This is a genomic window from Methylobacterium tardum (assembly GCF_023546765.1).
GTDB classification, from domain to species: domain Bacteria; phylum Pseudomonadota; class Alphaproteobacteria; order Rhizobiales; family Beijerinckiaceae; genus Methylobacterium; species Methylobacterium tardum.
This window is the reverse complement of the sequence record NZ_CP097484.1, coordinates 1-22,142: the sequence shown is the minus strand read 5'-3', so window position 1 is coordinate 22,142 and position 22,142 is coordinate 1. Positions and strand designations below refer to the sequence as shown.

Below are 22,142 nucleotides of genomic sequence, written 5' to 3'. Positions count from 1 at the left end.
TTTCGTCACTGCGTCAGCAGGATCTTCCCGTTGACCGGCCCGACGCCCTTCGGCACCGGAACGCTGGTCGCGTCGTAATTGGCGTTCAGATACAGGGTCGGCCCGTCGTAGAGGTCCAGCAGCTGCACGACGATGACGGTGTAGGCGGACTGGTCGCTGACGGCCGCGCTGCCGTCGATGATCAGCCGGCCGGAGGGCAGGTAGATCGTGCCCAGCATGGTGCGGGCATTGTTGCTGATGATCCGGTACTCGCGCAGGGGTTTGGACGGCGGTCCGGGCGGTGACGGCGGCGAGCCGGCCGGCCCCGGCGGCGGCGGCACGGGCGCGGAGACGCCGGGCTGCTCGGTCATCAGGAAGCCCGCGAGCGGTCCGCTGACCGGCGCCGCGAGGCTGATCGTCGTGTTGGCATCGAAGCGCAGGCCGGCGGCGTCGCCCATAAAGTAGAAGCCGACATCCTGACCCGTCATGCTCGCTTGGCCGTCCACGATCAGCGGACCATCCTTGATGATGTAGACGCCCGGGTTCAGCGTGACGTTTGCAGACCCCGAGATGTGCAGCCCGCCGCAATAGGTGCCGGGATCGAGCGTCGTGCTGGCGGTGATGGCGACGTTGCCGGCGGCCGGTCCCCCGGGCCCCTTCCCGGGGCCGGGCCCGGCCGACGCGCTCACCGTGACGCAGCTGCCGGGCACCGGCGCCTTGACGGTCACGGCCAACGGGTCGGCGATGGCCGGGCATCCCGACGTGACGGGCGGCGCGAAGTTGGCGCGGCTCGTGTTCGAGCCACCGACGCTGCAGATCGTGTCGGCTTTGGCGATGGCGTTGTCGTCGCCCTGGATGGCCTTCGGACTATTCGAATCCGCGTAGAGGGAGCAGGACGTCGCCGACAGGTTCGCGTTCTTCTCAAGATGAAGGCTGCCGACGGCGGCCGGGTCCAGCGTGAGCAGGCACAGGCGCATCTTCCCCATGATCGTCGCGGTTGAGCGCACGGTGATCGGCACAACCTTGAGCCCGACGAAGGCGCCGAAGGCCAATTTGAATTGATCGGTTGCGGTCGCCGAGACGCTGGTCTTGTCGCTGCTGACGCTGACCACCACGGAGAGCGGTCGATCCGGCGGCGATGGCGCGTTTTCCGCGACGAGACGCTGGACAATGCTGGCCACAGCCGTGGCGTTCGAGGGGGAAAGCTTCAGCGTATTGCCTCCGCCGAGCACCGCTGCATCGACGGCATTCTGCATTTGGCTGCGGCGGTAGACCATGCGGCTGTAATCGATGCCGCCCCCGACGAGGCCGAGAAGGACGGTGCCGGCGAGTCCGAAGATGAGGGCGACGGCGCCGCTTCGATCGGCGGTAAGTCGTGACCAAGCGCGGCGCGTTCGGTTTTTGCGGATTTCGGAGCGCGTCGGAATCCTGCGCGGCCTGGCCATACCGGCCTCATGTGCGATTGTGTTCCCCCGAACACCGTAGCGACACCACAAATACGTAAAGATTATCTTCGTTCAGATTGTAAAGGCGGGATCTCAAGCTGATTTGTCTAATCGGGGAAGAAGGATTTGTTTCTGAGCGACCAGCTGTGGCAACACAGGCTCGGAACGCCGCTCTGTTTGCCAGCCGGATAGAGAGCCCGCTGACTCGTAGATCGCCCGTTCGGGCGGCCGACCAGCGGCCCTGCGCAATCGGCGCCGAGCGCTGAACTGACCGCTGAGACCGGTGTGTCGTCGCATCAAGGCTCTCGTGCCGTTCGAGACAGCTAGAGCACCGGCAGGCCCCGCGCCTTCGCCTCTTCGCCGGGCTCGACGTGGATCGTCACGACCGCTCCTGGAATCGTGGTCTCAAGCGCCGATTCCAGCCGGTCGCAGATGGCGTGTGAATCCTCGACCGTCATGGCGCCCGGCACCACGAGATGGAAATCGATGAAGGTCGCCTGCCCGGCTGAGCGGGTCCGGACGTCGTGGGCTTCCAGCGCCCCCTCCCCGTGCCGCGAGATGAGCGCGCGGATCTCCGACACCATCTCGGCGGGAGCAGCCCGGTCCATCAAGCCGTCGACCGATTCGCGCACCATCCGGAAGCCCGACCACAGGATATTGAGCGCGACCAAACCCGCCACGACCGGGTCGAGGACCGGGTACCCGGTGAGCACAACGGCACCGACGCCCACGAGGACCCCTCCGGAGGTGACCACATCGGCGAAGACATGGCGCGCATCCGCGATGAGGGCCGGGGAACGCCACCGGCGCCCCCAGCGCATCAGGGCGACAGCCCAGACGGCGTTGACAATGCTCGCGCCGACATTGACCGCCAGACCCACGGCCGGCGCGTCGAGGGGCCTGGGGGCGAGCAGACCGAAATACGCCTCGCGCAGAATCAAGAGCGCCGCCACGACGATCAGCGCACCCTCGATCACCGCGGAGAAGAACTCGGCCTTGTGGTGACCGTAGGGGTGATCCTCGTCGGCCGGACGCGCGGCGACCCGCAGGGCCACGAAGGCGCCGACCGCCGCGACCACGTTGATGATGCTTTCCAGCGCGTCCGAGTACAGCGCGAGGCTGCCGGTGAGCCACGCGGCGTAGAACTTCAGGGCCGTGACGGCGCCGCCGATACCGGCACTGAGCAGGGCGGCTTTCTGGGTGCGGTCCATGGGATCTGCCGAGCAGGTGTCGACGGGCCCATACGGGAACAGCGGCGGCCAAGGCCACGGCAAAGGTTCGACGCTGCCGAATAGAAATTAGCCTCGGCTAAGCCTCTGGGTCGCGCAACGCGGGATCGCGCGCGGCCTCGCGCGCGCGACTGACCTGCGCCTTGGCGCGCGCGGCCTCGGCCTTTCGCAGGTAGCGGCGGCGCTGCCACGCAAAGCGCGCGCTGCTGGCCAATCCGTCCAGGCGCGCGGCCTCGCGCTCCCAGTAACCGAGAAGCTGCCCGTCCAGGGTGACCCTGCGCGGGCGTCCCGCCATCGTCATGGTCTTAGCCTCGCTCGGCGGGCGGCTCGCCCGTCTCGGACACCATCAGCGCGTCCGGATCGTTGCGGAAGCTGCCGGCCCCGGCATCGGGCACCGGCACCGCCGGGCTGCCGAAGGGCTGGCTCGGATAGGCGGCCTCGAACTTGTCCCGGGCCTCGTCCGGATTCGCGGCCTTAAGGACGATCTCCGCCGTCCCGGGCAGAGGCCAGCGTGGATCGGCTTCGTCACGGGGGCGCACGGCGAACCAGGGCATCGGGGCAGCGTCTCGCGTCTCGGTGACGCGTGAAACGGGCGGGTCTCGAACCGGTTCCGCGGTTGAAACTGGGTGCCGTTCGGTGCAGGCAGCCGGCGATGCGCGTGGATCTGTTCGATTTCGACCTGCCGGAGACCAGCATCGCCCTGCGTCCGGCCGAGCCGCGGGATGCGGGGCGAATGCTGATCGTGCGTCCGGGCGAGGCGCCGGTCGACCGGTTCGTGCGCGACCTGCCCGGCGCCTTGCGGCCCGGCGATGCCCTGGTCTTCAACGACACGCGGGTGATCCCCGCCCGGCTCAACGGCGTGCGCACCCGCCCCGGCGCGCCGGTCAGCGGACCGAGGTGCTGCTGCACCTGCGCGAGGCGCCCGACCGCTGGCGTGCCTTCGCGCGTCCGGCCAAGCGGCTGAGCCCCGGCGACGCGCTGCGCTTCGGCGACCTGACGGCCACGGTGGTTGAGAAGGGCGAGGCCGGCGAGGTCGTGCTCGCCTTCGATCGGGCCGGACCGGACCTCGACGCCGCCATCGCGGCCGGGGCGCGCTGCCCCTCCTTACATCGCTGGCAAGCGCGCCACCGACGCGCGCGACGCCACCGATTATCAGACGGTCTACGCTCGGAACCCCGGGGCGGTGGCGGCGCCGACCGCCGGCCTCCATTTCTCCGAAACGCTCCTGGCGGATCTCGACGCGGCCGGCCTGCGGCGCCATCACGTCACCCTGCATGTCGGCGCCGGCACCTTCCTGCCGGTCAAGGCCGACGACACCGAAGGGCACCGGATGCACGCCGAGATCGGGCTGCTCGACGCGGCTACGGCAGAGGCGCTCAACGCCACCCGGGCCGCCGGCGGCCGGATCGTTGCGGTCGGCACGACGGCGCTGCGTCTGCTGGAAAGCGCTGCCCGGCCGGACGGTACGCTCGCGCCGTTCTCCGGTCCCACCGACATCTTCATCACCCCGGGCTACCGCTTCCGCGCGATCGATGCCCTGGTGACGAACTTTCACCTGCCGCGCTCGACCCTGTTCATGCTGGTCTCGGCCTTCTCGGGACTGGAGACGATGCACGCCGCCTACGCGCACGCGATCCGAGCCGGCTACCGGTTCTACTCCTACGGCGACGCCAGCCTGCTCTTCCCGGGCCCCGGCGCGGATACCCCATGACCGATCCCGTTCCCTTCGGCTTCACCCTGCTGGCGCAGGACGGCACGGCCCGCACCGGCGAGATCGCGACGCCGCGCGGCACCATCCGCACGCCGGCCTTCATGCCGGTCGGCACGGCCGCGACCGTGAAGGCCATGTATCCTGGGCAGGTCCACGAGCTCGGCGCCGACGTGGTGCTCGGCAACACCTACCACCTGATGCTGCGTCCCGGCCCTGAGCGCATGGCGCGGCTCGGCGGCCTGCACCGGTTCATGAACTGGGACCGGCCGATCCTGACCGATTCCGGCGGGTTCCAGGTCATGTCGCTGTCGGCGCTGCGGAAGATCGACGAGCAGGGCGTCACCTTCCGCTCGCATATCGACGGTACCGCCCATCACATGAGCCCGGAACGCTCCATCGAGATCCAGGGCCTGCTGGGCTCCGATATCCAGATGCAGCTCGACGAGTGCGTCCGCCTGCCGGCGGATCACGCGGCGATCGAGAAGGCCATGCACCTGTCGCTGCGCTGGGCCGAGCGCTGCCGCGTCGCCTTCGGCGAGCAGCCGGGCCGGGCGATGTTCGGAATCGTGCAGGGTGGCGACGTGCCGGCGCTCCGGGTCGAGAGCGCGCGCGCCCTGACCAACCTCGACCTGAAGGGCTACGCGGTCGGCGGCCTCGCGGTGGGCGAGCCGCAGGAAGTGATGTTCGCCATGATCGAGACCGTCGAGCCGCACCTGCCGCAGGCCAAGCCCCGCTACCTGATGGGCGTCGGCACGCCGGACGACATCCTGGGCGCGGTCGCCCGCGGCATCGACATGTTCGACTGCGTGATGCCGACCCGCGCCGGCCGTCACGGCCTCGCCTATACCCGCCACGGCCGGGTCAACCTGCGCAACGCCCGCCACGCCGAGGACACGGCGCCGCTCGACGAAGCCTCGACCTGCCCGGCGGCACGGGACTATTCCAAGGCCTACCTGCATCACCTCGTCCGGTCGAACGAGATCCTGGGCATGATGCTGCTGACCTGGAACAACCTCGCCTATTATCAGGACCTGATGAAAGGCGCCCGGGCCGCGATCCGCGAGGGCCGGTATGCGGATTACTGCGCCGCCACGCGCGAGGGCTGGGCACGGGCCGAGCGCGCCGCCGCCTGAGCGCCCGCGTCAGGGATGCGCGAGCACGCGGTAGACACCGTCCGGATCATCCGCTCCCGTCGTCGCCGCGGCCTTGAGATCCGCCACGATCCGGGCGGCCACCGGCAGCCGGTAGTGCAGCGCGTCCCAGTAATTCGCGTCTGAGGTCGTGAGCGGCGAGACGCGGCGGAAATCCACCACCACCGCGCCGCGGCGGGCGCCGACCGCCGCGACCCGGGCCTTGCACGCCGCCTCGCGCCATCCGGCGGGCGTGCCGGGCGCGCCCTGGGCCACAGCGTGCACCGGCATGAAGGCGATGAGCTTCAGCGCTCCCGCCGGGACGCGGTCGAGGATCGCGCCGAGCCGGGCGATGGCTGGCATGGGCTCGTCCGGCCCGTCGGCTCTCGCTGCGGGATCGACGGCGCCGGCACGGATATGGGCGCGGGCGCGCGCGGGATCGTAGCGGTCTTCCGGCGGCGTGAAGACCGCGTAGCCGTCGCGGCGGATGCGGGGACGCGTGAGGCCGAGTCGGGCGAGACCGGCCTGCACGGCGACCGTGGCGGAACGCAGGCTCACCTGCCGCAGCACGCCCCACGGCGCGCCCTCCGCGTAGAGCCAGTCCGGGAAGGCGTTGGCGGTCCGCGCCGGCGGATCGGCGGCGCACCATGTGACGTCGAGTCCGAACAGGATTGCCCGCACCGGCCGGTGCGCCAGGAACAGGTCCGCGAGGCGGATCTGCTCGTCGGGCGTCGCGGCGTTCACCGCGAGGTTGGCGAACCGCGCGTCGAACGCGGGGTTGAGGGCGGCGGGATCGAGCAGGCGCGCCGTCGATGTCCCGAAGACCGCCGCGTCGAACCGGCCGCCGCGGGCGATCTGCGGATAGGAGAGCCGCTGGTTGGCGTCCATGATCGGCCCCGGCGGCCGTCCCGGCCCGGCCCGCAGGCCGTAGGGATCGAGCATGGCGATGAGGACGACCACCGCGATGCCCAGCAGGGCGGCGCAGCCGACGAGGGTGCGGGCGAAACCGGACCAGTCGGCGGGCCGAGCCGCCGCGGGGTCGCGCGCAGGCGTACCCATCGACCCAAGAGAGCCGGTCTGATCCATCTGCTGAGGCTGGCGGGAAATCTTGGTCGGAGTGGCAGGATTTGAACCTGCGACCCCCACGTCCCGAACGTGGTGCGCTACCAGACTGCGCTACACTCCGAAGGCCGTCCTGCGTCTCCGCCAGGGCCGGCGAGCGGGTGTATAGCCGCGCCTTTCCCGGGCCGCAAGCGCACTCTTGCGGGATTCAGCCGAGATCCTTCGGCCAATCGGCCGGAAGCCTGTGCGACGTCACCTTTGCGTCGGACGACCGGACGGCGACCGTCGCGGCGTAGTCGGGGCCGACGTCGAGCTCCGCCAGGGTCCAGCCGCCCGCACCGGGCCACCGCAACAGGCGCGGCGGCGCGGGCGGCAGGGTGACGCTGAAGCGGTCGAGGGGAAGCGACAGACCCGTGCCATGCGCCTTCACGACGGCCTCCTTCCGGGTCCAGAGACCGTAGAACACGCCCTCGATCGCGTCCGGCGGCAGCGCCATCAAGGTGGCCACCTCGTCGGCGGCGAAATGCGTCCGCGCGATCTGGCCCGCATCCGGGATCGGCCGGACCAGCTCGACATCGACCCCGATCGCGGCCGCGGGCGCGAGGCCGATCAGCGCGCGCGCCCCGGAATGAGACAGGTTGAAACTGAGGGCTCCCCGGGCGGATCCGGCGAGTTCGGGCTTTCCATCGGCGCCGGCCGCGAACCGGATCTCGGCCGGATCGCAGTCGAGCGTTTCGGCGAGGATCCGTCGGAGCGCGGCGTGGCTCGCCACGTAGCGTGCCCGGTCCACGGGCCGCAGGAACCGGTCCGCCCGGTCGCGCTCCGGTCGATCGAGCACGGTCCAGCACAGGTCGAGCTGATCCGGAGAGACGGCGAGATCGGCGATCCAGACGTCGGCCGCGCTCACGCGACGCCTCGCCGCGGTGGTGGACAGAGGCTAACGTCGTCGGAGTGAGGCGGCACGGGGGGACGCGTCCGGTGAGAGCGGGATGAGGAGCATCGTCGTCCTACGCCGGGCCGGCAAGGGCCGCCGGACGTGAGCACCCCGACGGCCGCTCTGATCCGCAGCGCCCCCTGGACGCTGCCGAGCCTGGCGACACGCCGCGCCCGCTACGGCGTCTTCTTCGCGACTTACCTGTATCAGGGGCTGATCGCCGGTTTCTCGCTTACCGCGCTGGCCAATCACCTGGCGGCGCGCGGCGTCTCGGCGGCGGAGGCCGGGTTCCACTTCGCCCTCGCCGGCCTGCCCTGGACCCTGCAGCCGATCCTCTGGGGGCCGCTGATCGACCGCGCCGGCGATTTCCGCATGGGGCGGCGGCGCCCCTTCGCCGTTGTGGCGATCCTGTGCGCCCACGCCGCGCTCGCGCTTCTTCTCCTGGCGCGACCCGACCAGGTCGGCCTGCTGGGGCTGATCTTCCTGGCGCACAGCCTGTTCGCCTCGCTCCTTGATACCGCCTGTGACCGCATGATCATGGACCATGTTCCGGCTCTGGAACTCGGCCGGGTCAGCGCCTGCACGCGGGCCGGATTTGTGGCCGGGACCAGCCTCAGCGCCGCGTTCTTCTCCTGGATGCTCGCTGCGGAGGGGCTCGTCGCGAGCGCGCACTGGCTGCTCGCCGTCGCCGTCCTGGCGAGCCTGCCGATGCTGCTGATCCGCGAGGCGCCGGGCGACGCGTTCGCCGCGCCGGGCCGGCGCGGGCCGCCGCCGCGGCGCCTGCCCTTCCGTCGCTTCCTGCGCCGGCTCGGCGTGGCCCTGCGGCGACCCCGGGCCTTGCGGCTCCTCGCCCTCTGCTTCGGGCTCGACGGGGCGCTCGGCCTGTTCGAGCTGCCCTTCTCGGTCGATCTGCTCCAACGCCAGGGCTGGGATCCCGCCGCCCTCTCACGGCTTCAGGCGGGGCTGGCGCTGGCGAGCGGCACGGCCGGCGCGCTGGCGATCGGCCTGTGGGCGGACAGGGCCGGCGCGGTGCGGCCGCTGCGCGCCCTGCTGGTCGCCAGCGCCGCCGCCTTCGCGCTGGCCGCGGCCCTGATCGGTGCGGGGCTCGTCGGACCGGCCGGGCCGGTGATCCTCGCGCTCACCGACATGCTGCCGGGTCTGCTGATCGTCGCGCTAATGCCGGCCTTGCTGCAGGCCAGCCGCGGACGCGCCGGGGCGGCCACGCAGTTCGAGGTCTACATGGCGGCGATGAATCTGGGCTCGGTCGCCGGGACGGCGCTCGCCGGCTGGCTCGTCCCCGTCCTGTCACTCTCGGTCGTGGCCGCCCTCGTGGCCGGTGTGTTCCTGGCCGCGGCCCGGATGGTCAGCCGCGGCGATCTGCTCAGCCCCCGCGGGTGAGGGAAATCGGGGATGCCGGCCCGAGCCCGGCTCCCGGCCGGCCCGGGATGCGTTAGAAGCCCATCATGGCCGCCGTGAAATCCGAAACGCCCGATCTCGACCTGACCGCCGAGGAGGCGCGCGCCGAGCATGCCCGCCTATCCGAGGCGATCCTGGAGGCCGACCGGCTCTACTATCAGGAGGACGCGCCCGAGATCTCGGATGCGGAGTACGATCGCCTGCGCCGGCGGCTGGAGGACATCGAGACCCGCTTCCCGGACCTTGCCGGGACGGGCGCGGCCAGCACGTCGGTCGGCGCCAAGCCGTCGGAGAAGTTCGCCAAGGTGCGGCACGCGGTGCCGATGCTGTCGCTGGGCAACGCCTTCGGACGACGCCGAGGTGGCCGAGTTCGTCGCACGCGTGCGCCGCTTCCTCGGCTGGCCCGACGAGACGCCCCTCGCCTTCACGGCCGAGCCCAAGATCGACGGCCTGTCCCTGTCGCTCCGCTACGTCAACGGCCGCCTCGACACCGCGGCGACCCGCGGCGACGGCGAGGTCGGCGAGAACGTCACCGCCAATGCCCGCACCGTGCAGGACATCCCGGCGGCGCTCGCCGGGTCCGGATGGCCGGAGATCTGCGAGGTGCGCGGCGAGGTCTACCTGTCCCACGCCGACTTCGCCGCCATCAACGCCCGCCAGGAGGCGGCCGGCAAGCCGCTCTTCGCCAATCCGCGCAACGCCGCCGCCGGCAGCCTGCGCCAGCTCGATCCGGGGATCACCGCATCCCGGCCGCTCAAGTTCTTCGCCTATGCCTGGGGCGAGCTCTCGGCGCCGATCGCGGAGACGCAATCCGGCGCCCTGCAGCGCTTCGCGTCCTGGGGCCTGCCGGTAAACCCGCTCACCGAGACCTTCACCGACACCGCGGCGATGCTCGCGCATTACCGCCGGATCGAGGCGGACCGGGCCGGGCTCGGCTACGACATCGACGGCGTCGTCTACAAGGTCGGCGACCTCGCGCTCCAGAAGCGGCTCGGCTTCGTCTCGCGCTCGCCGCGCTGGGCGCTCGCGCACAAATTCGCCGCGCAGGAGGCGACGACCGTCGCCGAGGACATCGTCATCAACGTCGGTCGCACCGGCTCGCTGAACCCGCTGGCCAAGCTGAGGCCGGTGACCGTCGGCGGCGTGGTCGTGTCCAACGCAACCCTGCACAACGAGGGCTACGTGAAGGGCGTCGGCGCCGACGGCGAGCCGATCCGCGACGGCCGCGACATCCGGGTCGGCGACACCGTGACGGTGGTCCGCGCCGGCGACGTCATCCCGAAGGTGATGGATGTCGACCTGTCGAAGCGCCCGGCGGATTCGCAGCCCTACGCCTTCCCGGAGACCTGCCCGGCCTGCGGCAGCCGCGCCGTGCGCGCGATCAACCCGCGCACCGGCCGCGCCGACGCGGTGCGCCGCTGCACCGGCGGACTGATCTGCCCGGCGCAGGGGGTGGAGCGTCTGAAGCACTTCGTGTCGCGCAACGGCTTCGACATCGAGGGCTTCGGCGAGACCTATATCGAAGTGCTGTTCGAGGCGGGGCTCGTGCGCCAGCCGGCCGACCTGTTCCGGCTCGATTTCGAGAAGCTGAAGGCCGCCATCGTGGCGCGGCGCGAGGCGCTGTCGGCCGAGCGGCGGGCAGAATCCGGCACGGCCGAGCCGCCCAAGAAAGCTTCCAAGAAGAAGGGCGAGGAGGAAGACAAGGCGATCAAGAACCTGCTCGCCGGCGTCGAGGCGCGCCGCCAGGTCCCGATGAACCGCCTGCTCTTCGCCCTCGGCATTCCGCAGATCGGCGAGGCGACCGCCAAGGCTTTGGCCAAGCGCTTTTCCGACATGCCGGCGCTGATTGCGGCGATCCGCGCCGCATCGGCCGCACAGCCGGGCCCCGACTGGGTCGAACTGACGGCCGTCCCGCGGGTCGGGGGCACGACCCGGGACCGCCTGCTCGATCTCGGCTACCCCGAGGACGGCGCGACGCCGGCCAAGGAGCGCGCCCGCCTCAGCACTGTGCAACGCGAGAATCTGCTCGCCCATTACGGCGACGCCGACGCCGTGCGCGCGGCGATCGCCCGGGCGGCCGAGCAGCGCCCCGGGGATGCCTACAGGGTCTTCGCCGATGACGGCGAGATCGGCCCGGTCGCCACCGACGCGCTGCTCCTGTTCTTCGCCGAGCCGCATAACGCCGACGCCGTCTCGGCGCTGCTCGACGCGGTCGAGGTCGAGCCGATGGAGCGGGCCGCTTCGGCCTCCGCCTTCGCGGGCAAGACCGTCGTCTTCACCGGCACGCTGGAGAAGATGACCCGCAACGAGGCCAAGGCGGTGGCCGAGCGCCTCGGCGCCAAGGTTTCCGGCTCGGTCTCGGCCAAGACCGATCTCGTCGTCGCGGGTCCGGGGGCCGGGTCAAAGTTGAAGGACGCCCAGAAGCACGGTGTGCGGGTGGTCTCGGAAGACGATTGGCTCGGGATGGTGGCGCAGGGTTGAAGCCGGAGTCCCGGCAGCCTAGACCGCTTGGGGAACACCCCGAGAACTCCTGCCCGCCATGGTTGACCCGCGATGACGGTCCTGGCCCTCGACTTCGAGACGGCCAACGAGCGGCGTGACAGCGCCTGCGCGGTCGGGCTCGCCTGGATCGCGGACGGCCGGGTGATCCGCCGGGAGAGCCACCTGATCCGCCCGCCCGAGATGCGCTTCGCGCCGGGCAACATCCGGGTCCACGGGATCCTGCCGGCGAACGTCGCCGACAAGCCGGGCTTCGGTGCCGTGATGGCGCCGTACCTCGATGACCTCGCCCGCGGGCTCATCCTCGCCCACAACGCGAGCTTCGACATCGGCGTCCTGCGCGCCGGGCTCGCCCGAGCCGGGCTGCCGGTGCCGGACCTCTCGTATCTCTGCACGGTCCAGGTCGCGCGCCGGGTCTTTCCGGCGCCGGAAGGCTGCGGCCTCGGCAAGGTGGCGCGACGCCTCGGCATCCGCTTCGAGCATCACGATGCCGGCGAGGATGCCTATGCCTGCGCGGAGATCGCCCTCGCCGCGATGCGCGAGAGGGAGGCGGCGGATGTCCACGGCCTCGCGGCGACCATCGGCCTGCCGATCACGCGGGCGACGGGTGGCCCTGCCCAGCCCCGCCGTGACCCCGGGGGGATCAGTGGGCGGGCTATGGCAGCCTTCCCGGCCGCGTCCGCGGCGCTGAGCTTCACCATGCGGGGATCGACCGGCAACCGCTACCACGTCGCGTTCGAGGAGCGACCGGGCGGTCCGCAGCTGCGCTGCACCTGCACGGCCGGTCGCTACGGCATGCGCTGCCGCCACGTGAAGGCGCTGGAAGTCGGCGACATCACCGACCTTCTCTCCGACAACGCCTCCGACGTCGTGCTCCTGGCGCGCATGCTCGGCGCGAAGGCCCGCGCTGTCGGGGCGGCCTGAAGCGCGGTCAAACCGCCTCAAGGCAGATTCGGAAGGCCGCGATCGCGCGTTCGATGTCGGCGGCGGTGATGTGCCGGTGCGTGACCAGCCGCAAGCGAGCCTCGCCCAGCGGCCGGGTTCGGATTCCGGCGGCCTCGAGATCGTCGACCCAGCGCGCGCTGCCGCGCCCGGTCGCGGCGAGGTCGACCTGCACGATGTTGGTCTGGGGGCTGTTGGCCGACAGGAGAGGCCTCAGCGCGTTCAAACCTTCGCTGAGCTGCCGCGCGCGTGCATGGTCCTCGGTGAGGCGCGAGCCCATGGCGGTGAGAGCTTCGAGGCCCGCAGCCGCCATGACCCCGACCTGCCGCTGCGTGCCGCCGATCATCTTGCGGAGGCGCCGCGCCGCCGCGATCACCGGCTCGCTCCCCGCCAGGACCGCACCGACAGGCGCGCTCAATCCTTTCGAGAGGCAGAGCGAGACCGTATCGACACTTGCCGAGACCTCGGCTGGCGCGATGCCGAGATGCGCGGCGGCGTTGAACAGACGCGCGCCGTCGAGATGGACCGGGATGCCTCGCGCCCGGGCGAGGCTGGATACGGCCGCCATATGGGCAAGCGGCAGGACGGCGCCGCCAGCGGCGTTGTGTGAGGTCTCCAGGGCGATCATGCCGGTTCGGAGCGGGCTCGCAGCCGGACGAAGTGCGTCCTCCAGCTGATTGAGGTCCATGGCGCCATCAATGCCGGCAATGCCGAGCAGGAAAGCGCCCGTGAGTGTGGCAGCGCCGCGCTCGGTGTTGATCATGTGCGCCTGCGCTTCCAGCAGGATCTGCTCGCTGCGCTGGACCTGGGCCAGGATCGCCAGCAGGTTGCCCATGGTGCAGCTCGGCACGAACAGGCCGGCCTCCTTGCCGAGAACCGCCGCGGCGGTCTCCTCCAGCGCACGCGCGGTCGGATCGCCGTCGAGCCCGTCGTCCCCGAGAGGCGCGGCGCACATCTGCGCGTACATGGCCTCGGTCGGTCGAGTGACCGTGTCGCTGCGCAGGTCGACAAAGGTCGGCGATGCGGCGTCGCTGCTGAATTCGTCGCGCTTCATGGGTTCACCCGTGCCGCGTCTACCGGTACGCGGCCTCGTCGCCGGAATCGGTCGGATTGGCCAGGGCACGCGTGAGGACGTCGCTCATCGGCAGCTCGAGATTGATGCCCTTCGGCGGGATGGGCTGCTCGAAATACCGCGCGTAGAGCCGCGCCACAGTGCCGTCCTGGATCAGCTCGACCACCGCCTTGTCGACCGCCGCCTTGAAAGGCGCGTCATCCTTAGGTTCAAGGATCCCGTAGGGGGCGAATTCGAGACCCTTGGTGCCGATCTTGTAGTCTCCCGGGCGCTTGGCCCCGGCGACGGTCGCGTGGGCCAACGCGTCGTCATTGATCGCCCCGGCTGCGCGGCCGGTCTCCACCAGCAGGAACACCTCTGCGGTGTCCTTGGCGGGCATCACCTGGATGTCGAGCTTGTCGCGGACGTTGATGCGGGTCGCGACCCGCTGGGTCTCGCCACCGGCCTGCGCCGAGATCGCCTTGCGGCGGAACGAGGCGATGTCGCCGACGTCCACCGGCGCGTCCTTCTTGGCCACCAGCACCACCTGCGCCACGAACGTGGTCGGCGCGAAGGAGACCAGCTTGTGCCGCTCCGGCAGGTTGCTGGCGGTGCCGCATTCCAGATCGATCGTCCCATTGTTGATCAGCGGTATCCGCGTCGCCGACATGACCGGCACGTGGCGGATGTCGATCCTGGTCAGTCCGAGAGCTGTCTTCAGCTTCTCGGCAACGTGCTCGCATATCTCCAGTGAATACCCAACCGGCTTGGCGTTCTGGTCGAGGAAGCCGAAGGGCGGGGACGCATCAGGAAAGCCGAGGCTGATCTGGCCGGTCGACCGGATCTTGTCGAGGCGCCCCTCCGCCGAGACGGGCGCGGTGATCCCGACGCAGCACAAGGCTGCGATCACGAGCGAGAGCGTCCTCGACACGATCCGTGCCTCCTTCGATAATCCGTCGGACCTCGGTGCTTGAGCCCCACGACGCCGTGCGCCCGGCTCGAAGCTTTGCCGTGCGATCCTAAGGGCTTGGCCAAGCTGGCGTCCAATTCCGATTCATCTGGGGATCATACGGATTTGATATGGCCGAACGACGCCTGACCTTCCGGCACATCGAGGCATTCCGCGCCGTGGTGGCGTCGGGCTCGATGACCGAGGCAGCGCGGCGCCTCCACACCTCGCAGCCGCAGATCAGCCGCCTGATCGGGCAGCTGGAGGCGATCACGGCGCTGCCGCTGTTCGATCGCAGCGGCGGCCGCGTCATTCCCTCTCTCGACGGAACCCGCTTCCACGCCGAGGTCGAGCGTGCCTTCGTGGGGCTGAGCAGTCTGGAGACGGCGGCGGCGCGGATCCGCGCCTTCGGCGCCGAGCGCCTGCGGGTCGCCGCGATGCCCCGCCTCGCGGGGGGCTTGCTCGCCCGTGCCGTGGCCCGATTCAGATCGGAGCATCCGGACGTGATCGTGGCGATCCATTCCGGCGACGACGAGACCGTGAATGGCTGGATCGCGAGCGGCTTCTGTGATGCCGCATTGACCATGCTGTACGGCGAGATCCCGGATGCACGGCTCGATCATGTGGAGACGCGCGCCTGCGTCGCCATTCTGCCGCAGGACCATCCGCTCGCCGCCCGCACGATGCTGGAACCGGCGGACCTTCGCGGCGTGCCGTTTGTGGCGTCTCCGCTCGGAAGCGCCTTGCGGAGCAGCACCGAGGCGGTCTTCGCCCAGGCCGGCATCCCCCTGATGGTCACCGCGGAGGCGGGGCTTGGCGCCTCGATCTGCACGCTGGTCTCGGCGGGCCTCGGCTTCAGCGTGATGAATCCGCTGGCCGCCCACGAGGAGGCCAAGGTCTCGCCGATCGCGATCCGGCCCTTCCTCCCGGCACTCCCGGTGCGCTTCGCCCTGCTGTTCCCGCCCGACCACGCCCGTGGACGGCTCATGCGGGCCTTCGGCGCCTGCGCGCGCGGTGTCCTCTTGGAGGAGCTTGCGAATCTGCCGGACGCGCCGTCGGAGCGTCCGGCAGATTGATCTTACGCGGCGCGCCGATCGGCTTCCGCGTAGAATGTACCGCCCCGCTCGGCCATCGCGGACAAGTTGTCCGGAACGTGGAAGCGGGGGCCGTGCTTCGCCTCGAGCTGGCGGGCGAGCTCCACGAAGGCCGCCGTGCCCATGAAATCGATGTACGACAGGGCGCCCCCGGTGAACGGCGCGAAGCCGAAGCCGAGGATCGAGCCGACATCGGCCTCGCGCGGATCGGTGACCACGCCCTCACCCACCGTGCGGGCGGCTTCCAGCGCCTGCACCACCAGCAACCGCTGCTTGAGCTCGGTGAAGTCGACCGCCTCCGGATCGAGCCGGTTGGGCTGCAGGTCCTTCAAGCCGGGCCAGAGACGCTTCGGCGCGCCCTCGGGATAGTCGTAGAAGCCCTTGCGGTTCTTCCGGCCGAGCCGGCCCTGGTGCTCGACCATCTCGGACAGGATCGCCTTCTGGGCAGGATCGACGGCGCCCTGCCCCACCTGCGCTTCGGTGGCTTTGGCGATCTTGAGGACGAGGTCGAGAGCGACTTCGTCGTTGAGCGAGAGCGGACCGACCGGCATCCCGGCCTGACGCCCAGCACTCTCGATCATCGCGGGCGGCACGCCCTCGGCCAGCATCTTGTGACCTTCGAGGATGTAGGCGCCGACGCAGCGGTTGGCGAAGAAGCCGCGGGCGTCGTTCACGACGATCGGGGTCTTCTTGATCAGGCGCACGTAGTCGAGGGCCGTGGCCAGCGCCGCGTCGCCGGTCGCCTCACCCTTGATAATCTCCACCAGCATCATCTTCTCGACGGGCGAGAAGAAGTGGATGCCGACGAACTGCGCCGGTCGCTGCGAGCTCTTGGCCAGCCCGGTGATCGGCAGGGTCGAGGTGTTGGACGCAAAGATCGCGTCGGGACGGATGACTGCCTCGACCTTCTGGATCACCTCGGCCTTGACCTTGGGGTCCTCGAACACCGCCTCGACCACGAGGTCGCACTCCGCCAGCGCGTTGTAATCCGCCGTTGCGGTGATGCGGCCGAGCAGCGCGTCGCGGTCGGCAGTCTTGGCGCGGCCCTTGTTGATCTGGCCGGTGATGAGCGTGTGGGCGTAGGCCTTGCCCTTCTCGGCAGCCTCCACCGATTGATCGACCAGCACCACCTCGATGCCGGCCTGAGCCGTCACGTAGGCAACGCCCGCGCCCATGAAGCCGGCGCCGATCACGCCGACGCGGCGGAGGTTCGTGGCCGGCACGTCCTTCGGACGGCGCGCGCCCTTGTTCAGCTCGCCCATGGAGATGAACAGCGTGCGGATCATCGCCGCCGCCTCGGTCGAGCGCAGGATGTGGGCGAAGTAGCGGCTCTCGACCCGCAGGGCGAGGTCCATCGGCAGCTGCAGGCCCTCGTACACGGAGGCCAGGATCGCCTTGGCGGCCGGATAATTGTCGTGCGTCTCGCGCCGGTAGATGGCGTTAGCCGGCGGCCAGATCATCATGCCGGCGGGCGAGTAGACCTTCCCGGACGGCGCCTTGAACTTCGGCACGTCCCAGGGCGCCACCGCCGAACCGCCCTCGCGGATCCAGGCCTTGGCCCGCTCGGCGATCTCCGCCTGCGGCGCCACGGCGTGGATCAGCCCCATGCCCTTCGCCATGGGCGCGCGGATCTGCTCGCCCTTGAACAGCATCTGGAGCGCGTCGCCGGTCTGCATGAGCCGCGCGACCCGCTGCGTGCCGCCGCCGCCCGGGAACAGGCCGACCTTGATCTCCGGAAGGCCGACCCGTGTCTTCCCGTCGTCGGAGGCGACCCGGTAGTGGCACGACAGCGCCAGTTCGAAGGCGCCGCCCAGGCACAGGCCCTGGATCGCCGCCGCGAAGGGCTTGCCGCAGGTCTCGAGGCGGCGGAACAGCAGGGAGAGCCGCCGGGACGCCTCGAAGAAGTGGCGCATCGCCACCTCCTCGCCCTGCTCGGCCTTCAGTTGCTCGTAGGCCCGACCGAGGCCCTGCAGCATGGTGAGGTCGGCGCCGCCGGAGAAATTGTCCTTGCCGGTGGCGATGACGCAGCCCTTGATCGCCGGATCGGACGCAACCTGCTCGATGATCTGCTCGAGCTGGTCCATCACCCCCTCGGTGATCACGTTCATCGAACGGCCGGGCATGTCCCAGGTCGCCAGAGCGATGCCGTCGGGATCGGTCTCGAAGCGGAAATCGGTCAGCGTCACGGTGCCGTCCTCCCAGGAAAGCGTCAGCGGGATACCAACGCGGCCACGTTAAGGTTGTGTAGAGCGCGCACGTCCAGGGTCAGCCGGCCGGGGGGTACCGACGGACGCCGTACATGACGAACGATATCGGATGCCGCGCCTGCCGCGCCGGCACCAAACTCGGCTTCGACTTCACGATGGCCTTCCAGCCGATCCTCGATCTGGCGGACGGGTCGGTCTGGGCGTACGAGGCGCTGGTGCGGGGGCCGAACGGCGAGCCGGCCTACACGATCCTCGATCGCGTGACCGATGAGACCCGCTACCAGTTCGATCAGGCCGCCCGCGTCAAGGCGATCGAACTCGCCGGTCGCCTGTTCCCCCGCGATAGCGGCACGCGGCTGTCGATCAACTTCATGCCGAACGCCGTCTACGAGCCGAATGCCTGCATCCGCGCGTCCCTGGACGCCGCGCGCCGGGTCGACTTCGCGCACCAGCGCATCATGTTCGAGTTCACCGAGCAGGAGCGCTTCCGCGACATCGAGCACGTGAAGCGCATCGTCGCCGCCTACCGGAAGCAGGGGTTTCTCACCGCGCTCGACGATTTCGGCGCCGGCTTCGCGGGTCTGAGTCTCCTGGCGAATTTCCGCCCCGATCTGATCAAGATCGACATGGACCTGCTGCGCGGCCTCGACGCCGATGCCGGCCGCTACGCGATCGTCTCCGGGGTTGTCGCGATCGCCCGGGCCCTCGGCGTGACGGTGCTGGCCGAGGGCGTCGAGACCGCGGCGGAACTTGATGCCCTGCGCGGCCTCGGGATCACGCTCGTGCAAGGCTACCACTTCTCCAAGCCCCTGCTGGAGGAGCTGCCGCCGGTCGCGGGCTTCGCCCCGACGACCGCGCGCGCGGCCTGAAGCCAACGGAGCGCGCGCGGCCGGCATCGTCTTACTTCTGGGCCGGCGCCGCGGCGGGCGGCACAGGCGGCTGACCCGGCTGCGGCGAGTTGTCGGTCGCCGAGGCCACGGCCAGCATGTTGAGCAGCTTGGTGACCGAGTTCTGCGAGATCGCCGTCACCGACGAATTCGGGTCGGCGTTCATCGTCTGGAACTTGAGATAGGTCGGATCGGAGTAGATCTCATCGAGATGCTTCAGCTCGGCGAGGCTGAACTTCTCGGCGTAGTCCTTCGACAGCCCCTCGATCATGATGCCGCGCTGTTTCTCGAACTCGGCCGTCAGTTCCTTGCGAACCGCCTCGGCGCGGGCTTCCGGCATCGGCGCGACGGTCTTCTCCAGGGCGACGTTGAACCCCGTCTGAAGATTCTTGATCAGGGTCTTGTTGACGAGGGTCGTGGCCGCGGCGACGCGATCCGCGGCCTCGTCGGCGCGGGCGGCGAGCGGCAGGCTCAGTGTGACGCCCAGGCAGAGCGTCGCGATCAGGCGGTTCAAGGGCTTGTCTCCCATCGATTTATCGTCCGGCCCCAGTACGGGCCGATCGTCGCCCGCGCCTCTAGCAGCGTTCCCGGACTTTGGGGAGCGGCGGCACGCCGCTCCCATGTGGGCGTGCCTCAGACCCGCTCGATGATCGTGGCGGTGCCCATGCCGGCGCCGATGCAGAGCGTGATGAGCGCGCGCTCCTTGCCGGTCCGCTCCAGCTCGTCCAAAGCCGTGCCGAGGATCATCGCTCCCGTCGCACCGAGCGGATGGCCCAGGGCGATGGCACCGCCGTTGACGTTGACCGCCTCGGGATCGAGGTCGAACGCCTGGCAGAAACGCAGCACGACGGCCGCGAAGGCCTCGTTGACCTCGAACAGGTCGATGTCGGACAGGCTCAGCCCGGACTTCGCCAGGACCTTGCGGGTGACGTCCACCGGCCCGGTGAGCATCAGGGCCGGGTCCGAGCCGATGTTGGCGAAGGCGCGAATCCGCGCCCGCGGGCGAAGGCCGGCGGCCTCGCCGGCCGCCTTCGAACCGATCAGCACGGCGGCCGCGCCGTCGGCGATGCCGGAGGAGTTGCCGGCGTGGTGGACGTGATCCACCGTCTCGACATCCGGATGCGCGTCGGTGGCGACGGCATCGAAGCCGCCCATCTGGCCCATCTGCACGAAGGACGCCTTCAGCGCAGCCAGCGACTGCATGTCGGTGCCGGGCCGCATGTGCTCGTCCCGGTCGAGCAGCGAGATGCCGTTCACGTCGCGCACCGGAACCACGGAACCGCCGAACAGACCCTCGGCCCAGGACTTGGCCGAGCGCGCCTGCGAGCGAACCGCATAGGCGTCGCAATCGTCGCGGGTGAAGCCGTACTTGGTGGCGATAAGGTCGGCCGAGACACCCTGCGGCATGAAGTAGGATTTGATGGCGATCGCCGGATCCACCGGCCAGGCGCCGCCCGAGGCGCCGATGCCGATGCGGCTCATCGATTCGACGCCGCCGCCGACCGCCATCTCGTGCTGGCCGCTCATGACCTGCGCGGCGGCAAAGTTCACCGCGTCGAGGCCGGAGGCGCAGAAGCGATTGATCTGCACGCCCGGAACATGCGCGCCGTAATCGGCCACCAGGGCCGCGGCACGGGCGATGTCGCCGCCCGCCTCGCCCACCGGGTCGACGCAGCCCAGGACCACGTCGTCGACGAGGCCGGTGTCGAGCCCGTTGCGGTCCTTGAGGGCGCGCAGGGCGGTCTCGGCCAGCCGAAGGGCCGTCACCTCGTGGAGGGAGCCGTCCGCCTTGCCGCGCCCGCGCGGCGTGCGAACGTGATCGTAGATGAAGGCGTCCGTCATCAGCTCTCCCCCGGGGCGTCGGTTCTCGCCGGTCGGCGACGCGGCCTTACAGGGCCGTCTCGGTTCGCGCCAGTCTGCCACGGCGCGCGCGCCCTCGGCCAGCCCCGAAATGGTCGGGACCGGCGGAGAGCGCGTAACAACGCGGAGGGTTTGGAAGTGATCGTCCGGCCGGCGCGCCGATCAGAACCGATCGAGCGGCGCCTCGCGTGAACCTGGACGTGACCGTCGCCGGACGTGGAAGAATATCGCGTCCAGCGACGCAGGTTTTGCTTCAGTCCTGAAGCATGCGCTTCAGGAGTTCGACCTCATCACCCAGAACCGTATCTTCGCCGATCTGCTTCTCGATCTTGCGCACGGCGTGCAGCACCGTGGTGTGATCACGTCCGCCGAATCGGCGGCCGATCTCGGGGAGGGAGCGCAGGGTCAGCACCTTCGAGAGGTACATGGCGATCTGGCGCGGCTTGACCACGGCGGCGGTCCGCCGCTCCGACAGGATGTCCGACCGCGAGACATTGTAGCGCGAGGCGACGAGCTTCTGGATGTCCTCGATCTTGATGCGCTTCGGCTCGCGGTTCTTCACGAGGTCGCGGATCGCGCTCTCGGCGGTCTCCATCGTCACCGCGGTGCCGGTGAGCGTCGCGTGGGCCAGCAGGCGGTTGACCGCTCCCTCAAGATCGCGGCCATTGGCGGTGATCGCGCGGGCCACGTAGGAGGCCACCTGCGGCGAGACGTCGAAGCCCGGATGCGACGCCCGCACGGCGGCCAGACGCGCCGACAGGATCGAGACGCGCAGGGCCTCGTCGAGGGCGGTGATCTCGACCACGAGGCCGCCGCCGAGCCGCGAGCGCACGCGCTCGTCGAGGGCTTCCAGCTCGGTCGGGGGCCGGTCGGAGGCGACCACGACCTGCCGGCCGGCATCGATCAGCGCATTGATCGTGTGACCGAACTCGGCCTGGATCGACTTGCCCTGGATGAACTGCACGTCGTCGAGGATCAGAAGGTCGATGCCGCGCAGGCGCTCCTTGTAGGCCAGCGCCGACTGGGTCTTCAGGGCGTTGACGAAGCCGTACATGAAGCGGTCGGCCGTCAGGTAGATCACCCGCCGTCCGGCTTCGCGGGCAGCATGTCCGATGCCGTGCAGCAGGTGGGTCTTGCCCAGGCCGACACCGGCATGGAGGTAGAGCGGATTGTAGAGCGCACCCTCCCCCTGGTGGTTGGCCACGCGCTCGGCGGCGGCATGGGCCAGGGCATTGGAGCGCCCGATCACGAAGCTCGCGAAGGTCAGCCGGGCGTCGAGGGGCGTGCCGCTGAGATCGCCGCCGGCTTCCGCGTTCCGAGCATCCTGTGCGGGCGCGACAGCCGCGACCGGCACCGCGGAGCCGGCAGCGTGGAGGCGTGCGAGCGGCCCGCTGGCCGGATTGGGCTTGGCGGCACCCGCGGTGACCGGCCGAACCGGGGCGCCGGTCCCGCGCACGCCGACCTCGATCCGCGCGATTTCCTCGACCTCGGCCTTGAAGGTGTTCAGCACGCGATCGAGATAGTGCGATTCGATCCAGCTCTTGAGGAAGCGGGTCGGCACCGTGAGGCGCGCCGCGCCGCCAGCGACCGACTCGAGCTCTAGGCGTGCGAACCAGCTGGCGAACACGTCCTCGCCGAGTTCCGCGCGGAGCCGGCGCTTCACCCGCGCCCAGGCAGATCCGTAATCGGTCCCGCCGCCGTTGCGGCCACCCTCGTCGTCGCTCGCCACCGTTCCGTCGACACGCAT

17 protein-coding genes, 1 tRNA gene and 2 pseudogenes are annotated in these 22,142 nt (G+C 70.2%); 7 read left to right on the top strand and 13 right to left on the bottom strand.

All coding sequences use genetic code 11. From position 1 onward, the window contains the following. Nucleotides 1–5: 5 nt before the first annotated feature. The 4 genes from M6G65_RS00105 to M6G65_RS00090 form a co-directional block, all read right to left on the bottom strand. Entirely contained in the window at nucleotides 6–1,424 is a 1,419-nt protein-coding gene (locus M6G65_RS00105) for a TadE/TadG family type IV pilus assembly protein (RefSeq protein ID WP_238194461.1), read from the bottom strand. Between the two features lie 323 nt (nucleotides 1,425–1,747). Then, nucleotides 1,748–2,635, bottom strand: coding sequence for a cation diffusion facilitator family transporter (locus M6G65_RS00100; RefSeq protein ID WP_238194460.1), 888 nt, complete (start codon nucleotides 2,633–2,635; stop codon nucleotides 1,748–1,750). Between the two features lie 97 nt (nucleotides 2,636–2,732). Then, nucleotides 2,733–2,954, bottom strand: a complete 222-nt coding sequence (locus M6G65_RS00095; protein ID WP_238194459.1) for a hypothetical protein — start codon at nucleotides 2,952–2,954, stop codon at nucleotides 2,733–2,735. A 4-nt stretch (nucleotides 2,955–2,958) separates the two neighbouring features. Next, nucleotides 2,959–3,207 (bottom strand): hypothetical protein, encoded by a 249-nt coding sequence (locus M6G65_RS00090; RefSeq protein ID WP_238194458.1) that lies wholly within the window; start codon nucleotides 3,205–3,207, stop codon nucleotides 2,959–2,961. Nucleotides 3,208–3,305: 98 nt separating this feature from the next. Between M6G65_RS00090 and queA the strand changes: the two are divergent. Together queA and tgt are read left to right on the top strand one after the other, a co-directional pair. Then, nucleotides 3,306–4,364, top strand: a pseudogene (gene queA, locus M6G65_RS00085) (tRNA preQ1(34) S-adenosylmethionine ribosyltransferase-isomerase QueA). Then, nucleotides 4,361–5,497, top strand: a complete 1,137-nt coding sequence (tgt, locus tag M6G65_RS00080; RefSeq protein WP_238194456.1) for a tRNA guanosine(34) transglycosylase Tgt — start codon at nucleotides 4,361–4,363, stop codon at nucleotides 5,495–5,497. Before queA ends, tgt begins: the two are co-directional and overlap by 4 nt. A 9-nt stretch (nucleotides 5,498–5,506) precedes the next feature. On the opposite strand, the gene M6G65_RS00075 is transcribed toward tgt, so the two are convergent. From M6G65_RS00075 to M6G65_RS00065, 3 genes are all read right to left on the bottom strand, one after another. Then, on the bottom strand, nucleotides 5,507–6,553 hold the full coding sequence (locus M6G65_RS00075) for a hypothetical protein (protein WP_238194455.1): 1,047 nt from the start codon (nucleotides 6,551–6,553) through the stop codon (nucleotides 5,507–5,509). Between the two features lie 50 nt (nucleotides 6,554–6,603). Continuing rightward, a tRNA-Pro gene (locus M6G65_RS00070) sits at nucleotides 6,604–6,680 on the bottom strand. 84 nt (nucleotides 6,681–6,764) lie between these two features. After that, nucleotides 6,765–7,463 carry a 4'-phosphopantetheinyl transferase family protein gene (locus M6G65_RS00065; RefSeq protein ID WP_250103412.1) on the bottom strand — a complete coding sequence of 233 codons (699 nt, stop codon included), beginning with the start codon at nucleotides 7,461–7,463 and terminating at the stop codon, nucleotides 6,765–6,767. Nucleotides 7,464–7,592: 129 nt separating this feature from the next. On the opposite strand from M6G65_RS00065, the gene M6G65_RS00060 reads away from it, so the two are divergent. From M6G65_RS00060 to M6G65_RS00045, 3 genes and pseudogenes are all read left to right on the top strand, one after another. Further along, the gene (locus M6G65_RS00060) at nucleotides 7,593–8,888 is read left to right on the top strand and encodes an MFS transporter (protein ID WP_238194453.1); all 1,296 of its coding nucleotides are present in this window, start codon (nucleotides 7,593–7,595) and stop codon (nucleotides 8,886–8,888) included. A 65-nt stretch (nucleotides 8,889–8,953) separates the two neighbouring features. Further along, nucleotides 8,954–11,387 (top strand): annotated as a pseudogene (ligA, locus tag M6G65_RS00050) (NAD-dependent DNA ligase LigA). A gap of 72 nt (nucleotides 11,388–11,459) precedes the next feature. Beyond that, nucleotides 11,460–12,329 (top strand): 3'-5' exonuclease, encoded by an 870-nt coding sequence (locus M6G65_RS00045; protein WP_238194451.1) that lies wholly within the window; start codon nucleotides 11,460–11,462, stop codon nucleotides 12,327–12,329. 7 nt (nucleotides 12,330–12,336) lie between these two features. Here M6G65_RS00045 and M6G65_RS00040 read toward each other — a convergent pair whose 3' ends face one another. Next, nucleotides 12,337–13,401, bottom strand: a complete 1,065-nt coding sequence (locus tag M6G65_RS00040; protein WP_238194450.1) for a threonine aldolase family protein — start codon at nucleotides 13,399–13,401, stop codon at nucleotides 12,337–12,339. A 19-nt stretch (nucleotides 13,402–13,420) separates the two neighbouring features. Next, entirely contained in the window at nucleotides 13,421–14,329 is a 909-nt protein-coding gene (locus tag M6G65_RS00035; protein WP_250103410.1) for an amino acid ABC transporter substrate-binding protein, read from the bottom strand. Between the two features lie 149 nt (nucleotides 14,330–14,478). Between M6G65_RS00035 and M6G65_RS00030 the strand changes: the two genes are divergently transcribed. Continuing rightward, nucleotides 14,479–15,423: a LysR substrate-binding domain-containing protein gene (locus M6G65_RS00030; RefSeq protein ID WP_238194448.1), complete on the top strand. Its 945-nt coding sequence runs from the start codon at nucleotides 14,479–14,481 to the stop codon at nucleotides 15,421–15,423. 2 nt (nucleotides 15,424–15,425) lie between these two features. Here M6G65_RS00030 and M6G65_RS00025 read toward each other — a convergent pair whose 3' ends face one another. Continuing rightward, on the bottom strand, nucleotides 15,426–17,627 hold the full coding sequence (locus M6G65_RS00025; RefSeq protein ID WP_250103409.1) for a 3-hydroxyacyl-CoA dehydrogenase NAD-binding domain-containing protein: 2,202 nt from the start codon (nucleotides 17,625–17,627) through the stop codon (nucleotides 15,426–15,428). Nucleotides 17,628–17,740: 113 nt separating this feature from the next. Here M6G65_RS00025 and M6G65_RS00020 point away from each other — a divergent pair, with 113 nt between their 5' ends. Further along, the gene (locus M6G65_RS00020; protein WP_238194446.1) at nucleotides 17,741–18,517 is read left to right on the top strand and encodes an EAL domain-containing protein; all 777 of its coding nucleotides are present in this window, start codon (nucleotides 17,741–17,743) and stop codon (nucleotides 18,515–18,517) included. A 31-nt stretch (nucleotides 18,518–18,548) separates the two neighbouring features. Here the strand turns inward: M6G65_RS00020 and M6G65_RS00015 are convergent, their stop codons facing one another. From M6G65_RS00015 to dnaA, 3 genes are all read right to left on the bottom strand, one after another. Next, nucleotides 18,549–19,049, bottom strand: a complete 501-nt coding sequence (locus tag M6G65_RS00015) for a DUF2059 domain-containing protein (protein ID WP_238194502.1) — start codon at nucleotides 19,047–19,049, stop codon at nucleotides 18,549–18,551. A gap of 119 nt (nucleotides 19,050–19,168) precedes the next feature. Then, nucleotides 19,169–20,377 carry an acetyl-CoA C-acetyltransferase gene (locus tag M6G65_RS00010; RefSeq protein WP_250103408.1) on the bottom strand — a complete coding sequence of 403 codons (1,209 nt, stop codon included), beginning with the start codon at nucleotides 20,375–20,377 and terminating at the stop codon, nucleotides 19,169–19,171. 271 nt (nucleotides 20,378–20,648) lie between these two features. After that, entirely contained in the window at nucleotides 20,649–22,142 is a 1,494-nt protein-coding gene (gene dnaA, locus M6G65_RS00005; protein ID WP_238194444.1) for a chromosomal replication initiator protein DnaA, read from the bottom strand.

Coding starts and splice junctions, on each gene's coding strand:
- M6G65_RS00105 (WP_238194461.1), bottom strand. CDS start 1,424: ATGGCCAGGCCGCGCAGGATTCCGACGCGCTCCGAAATCCGCAAAAAC.
- dnaA (WP_238194444.1), bottom strand. CDS start 22,142: ATGCGTGTCGACGGAACGGTGGCGAGCGACGACGAGGGTGGCCGCAAC.
- M6G65_RS00075 (WP_238194455.1), bottom strand. CDS start 6,553: ATGGGTACGCCTGCGCGCGACCCCGCGGCGGCTCGGCCCGCCGACTGG.
- M6G65_RS00045 (WP_238194451.1), top strand. CDS start 11,460: ATGACGGTCCTGGCCCTCGACTTCGAGACGGCCAACGAGCGGCGTGAC.
- M6G65_RS00040 (WP_238194450.1), bottom strand. CDS start 13,401: ATGAAGCGCGACGAATTCAGCAGCGACGCCGCATCGCCGACCTTTGTC.
- M6G65_RS00010 (WP_250103408.1), bottom strand. CDS start 20,377: ATGACGGACGCCTTCATCTACGATCACGTTCGCACGCCGCGCGGGCGC.
- M6G65_RS00095 (WP_238194459.1), bottom strand. CDS start 2,954: ATGACGATGGCGGGACGCCCGCGCAGGGTCACCCTGGACGGGCAGCTT.
- M6G65_RS00100 (WP_238194460.1), bottom strand. CDS start 2,635: ATGGACCGCACCCAGAAAGCCGCCCTGCTCAGTGCCGGTATCGGCGGC.
- M6G65_RS00090 (WP_238194458.1), bottom strand. CDS start 3,207: ATGCCCTGGTTCGCCGTGCGCCCCCGTGACGAAGCCGATCCACGCTGG.
- M6G65_RS00020 (WP_238194446.1), top strand. CDS start 17,741: ATGACGAACGATATCGGATGCCGCGCCTGCCGCGCCGGCACCAAACTC.
- M6G65_RS00030 (WP_238194448.1), top strand. CDS start 14,479: ATGGCCGAACGACGCCTGACCTTCCGGCACATCGAGGCATTCCGCGCC.
- tgt (WP_238194456.1), top strand. CDS start 4,361: ATGACCGATCCCGTTCCCTTCGGCTTCACCCTGCTGGCGCAGGACGGC.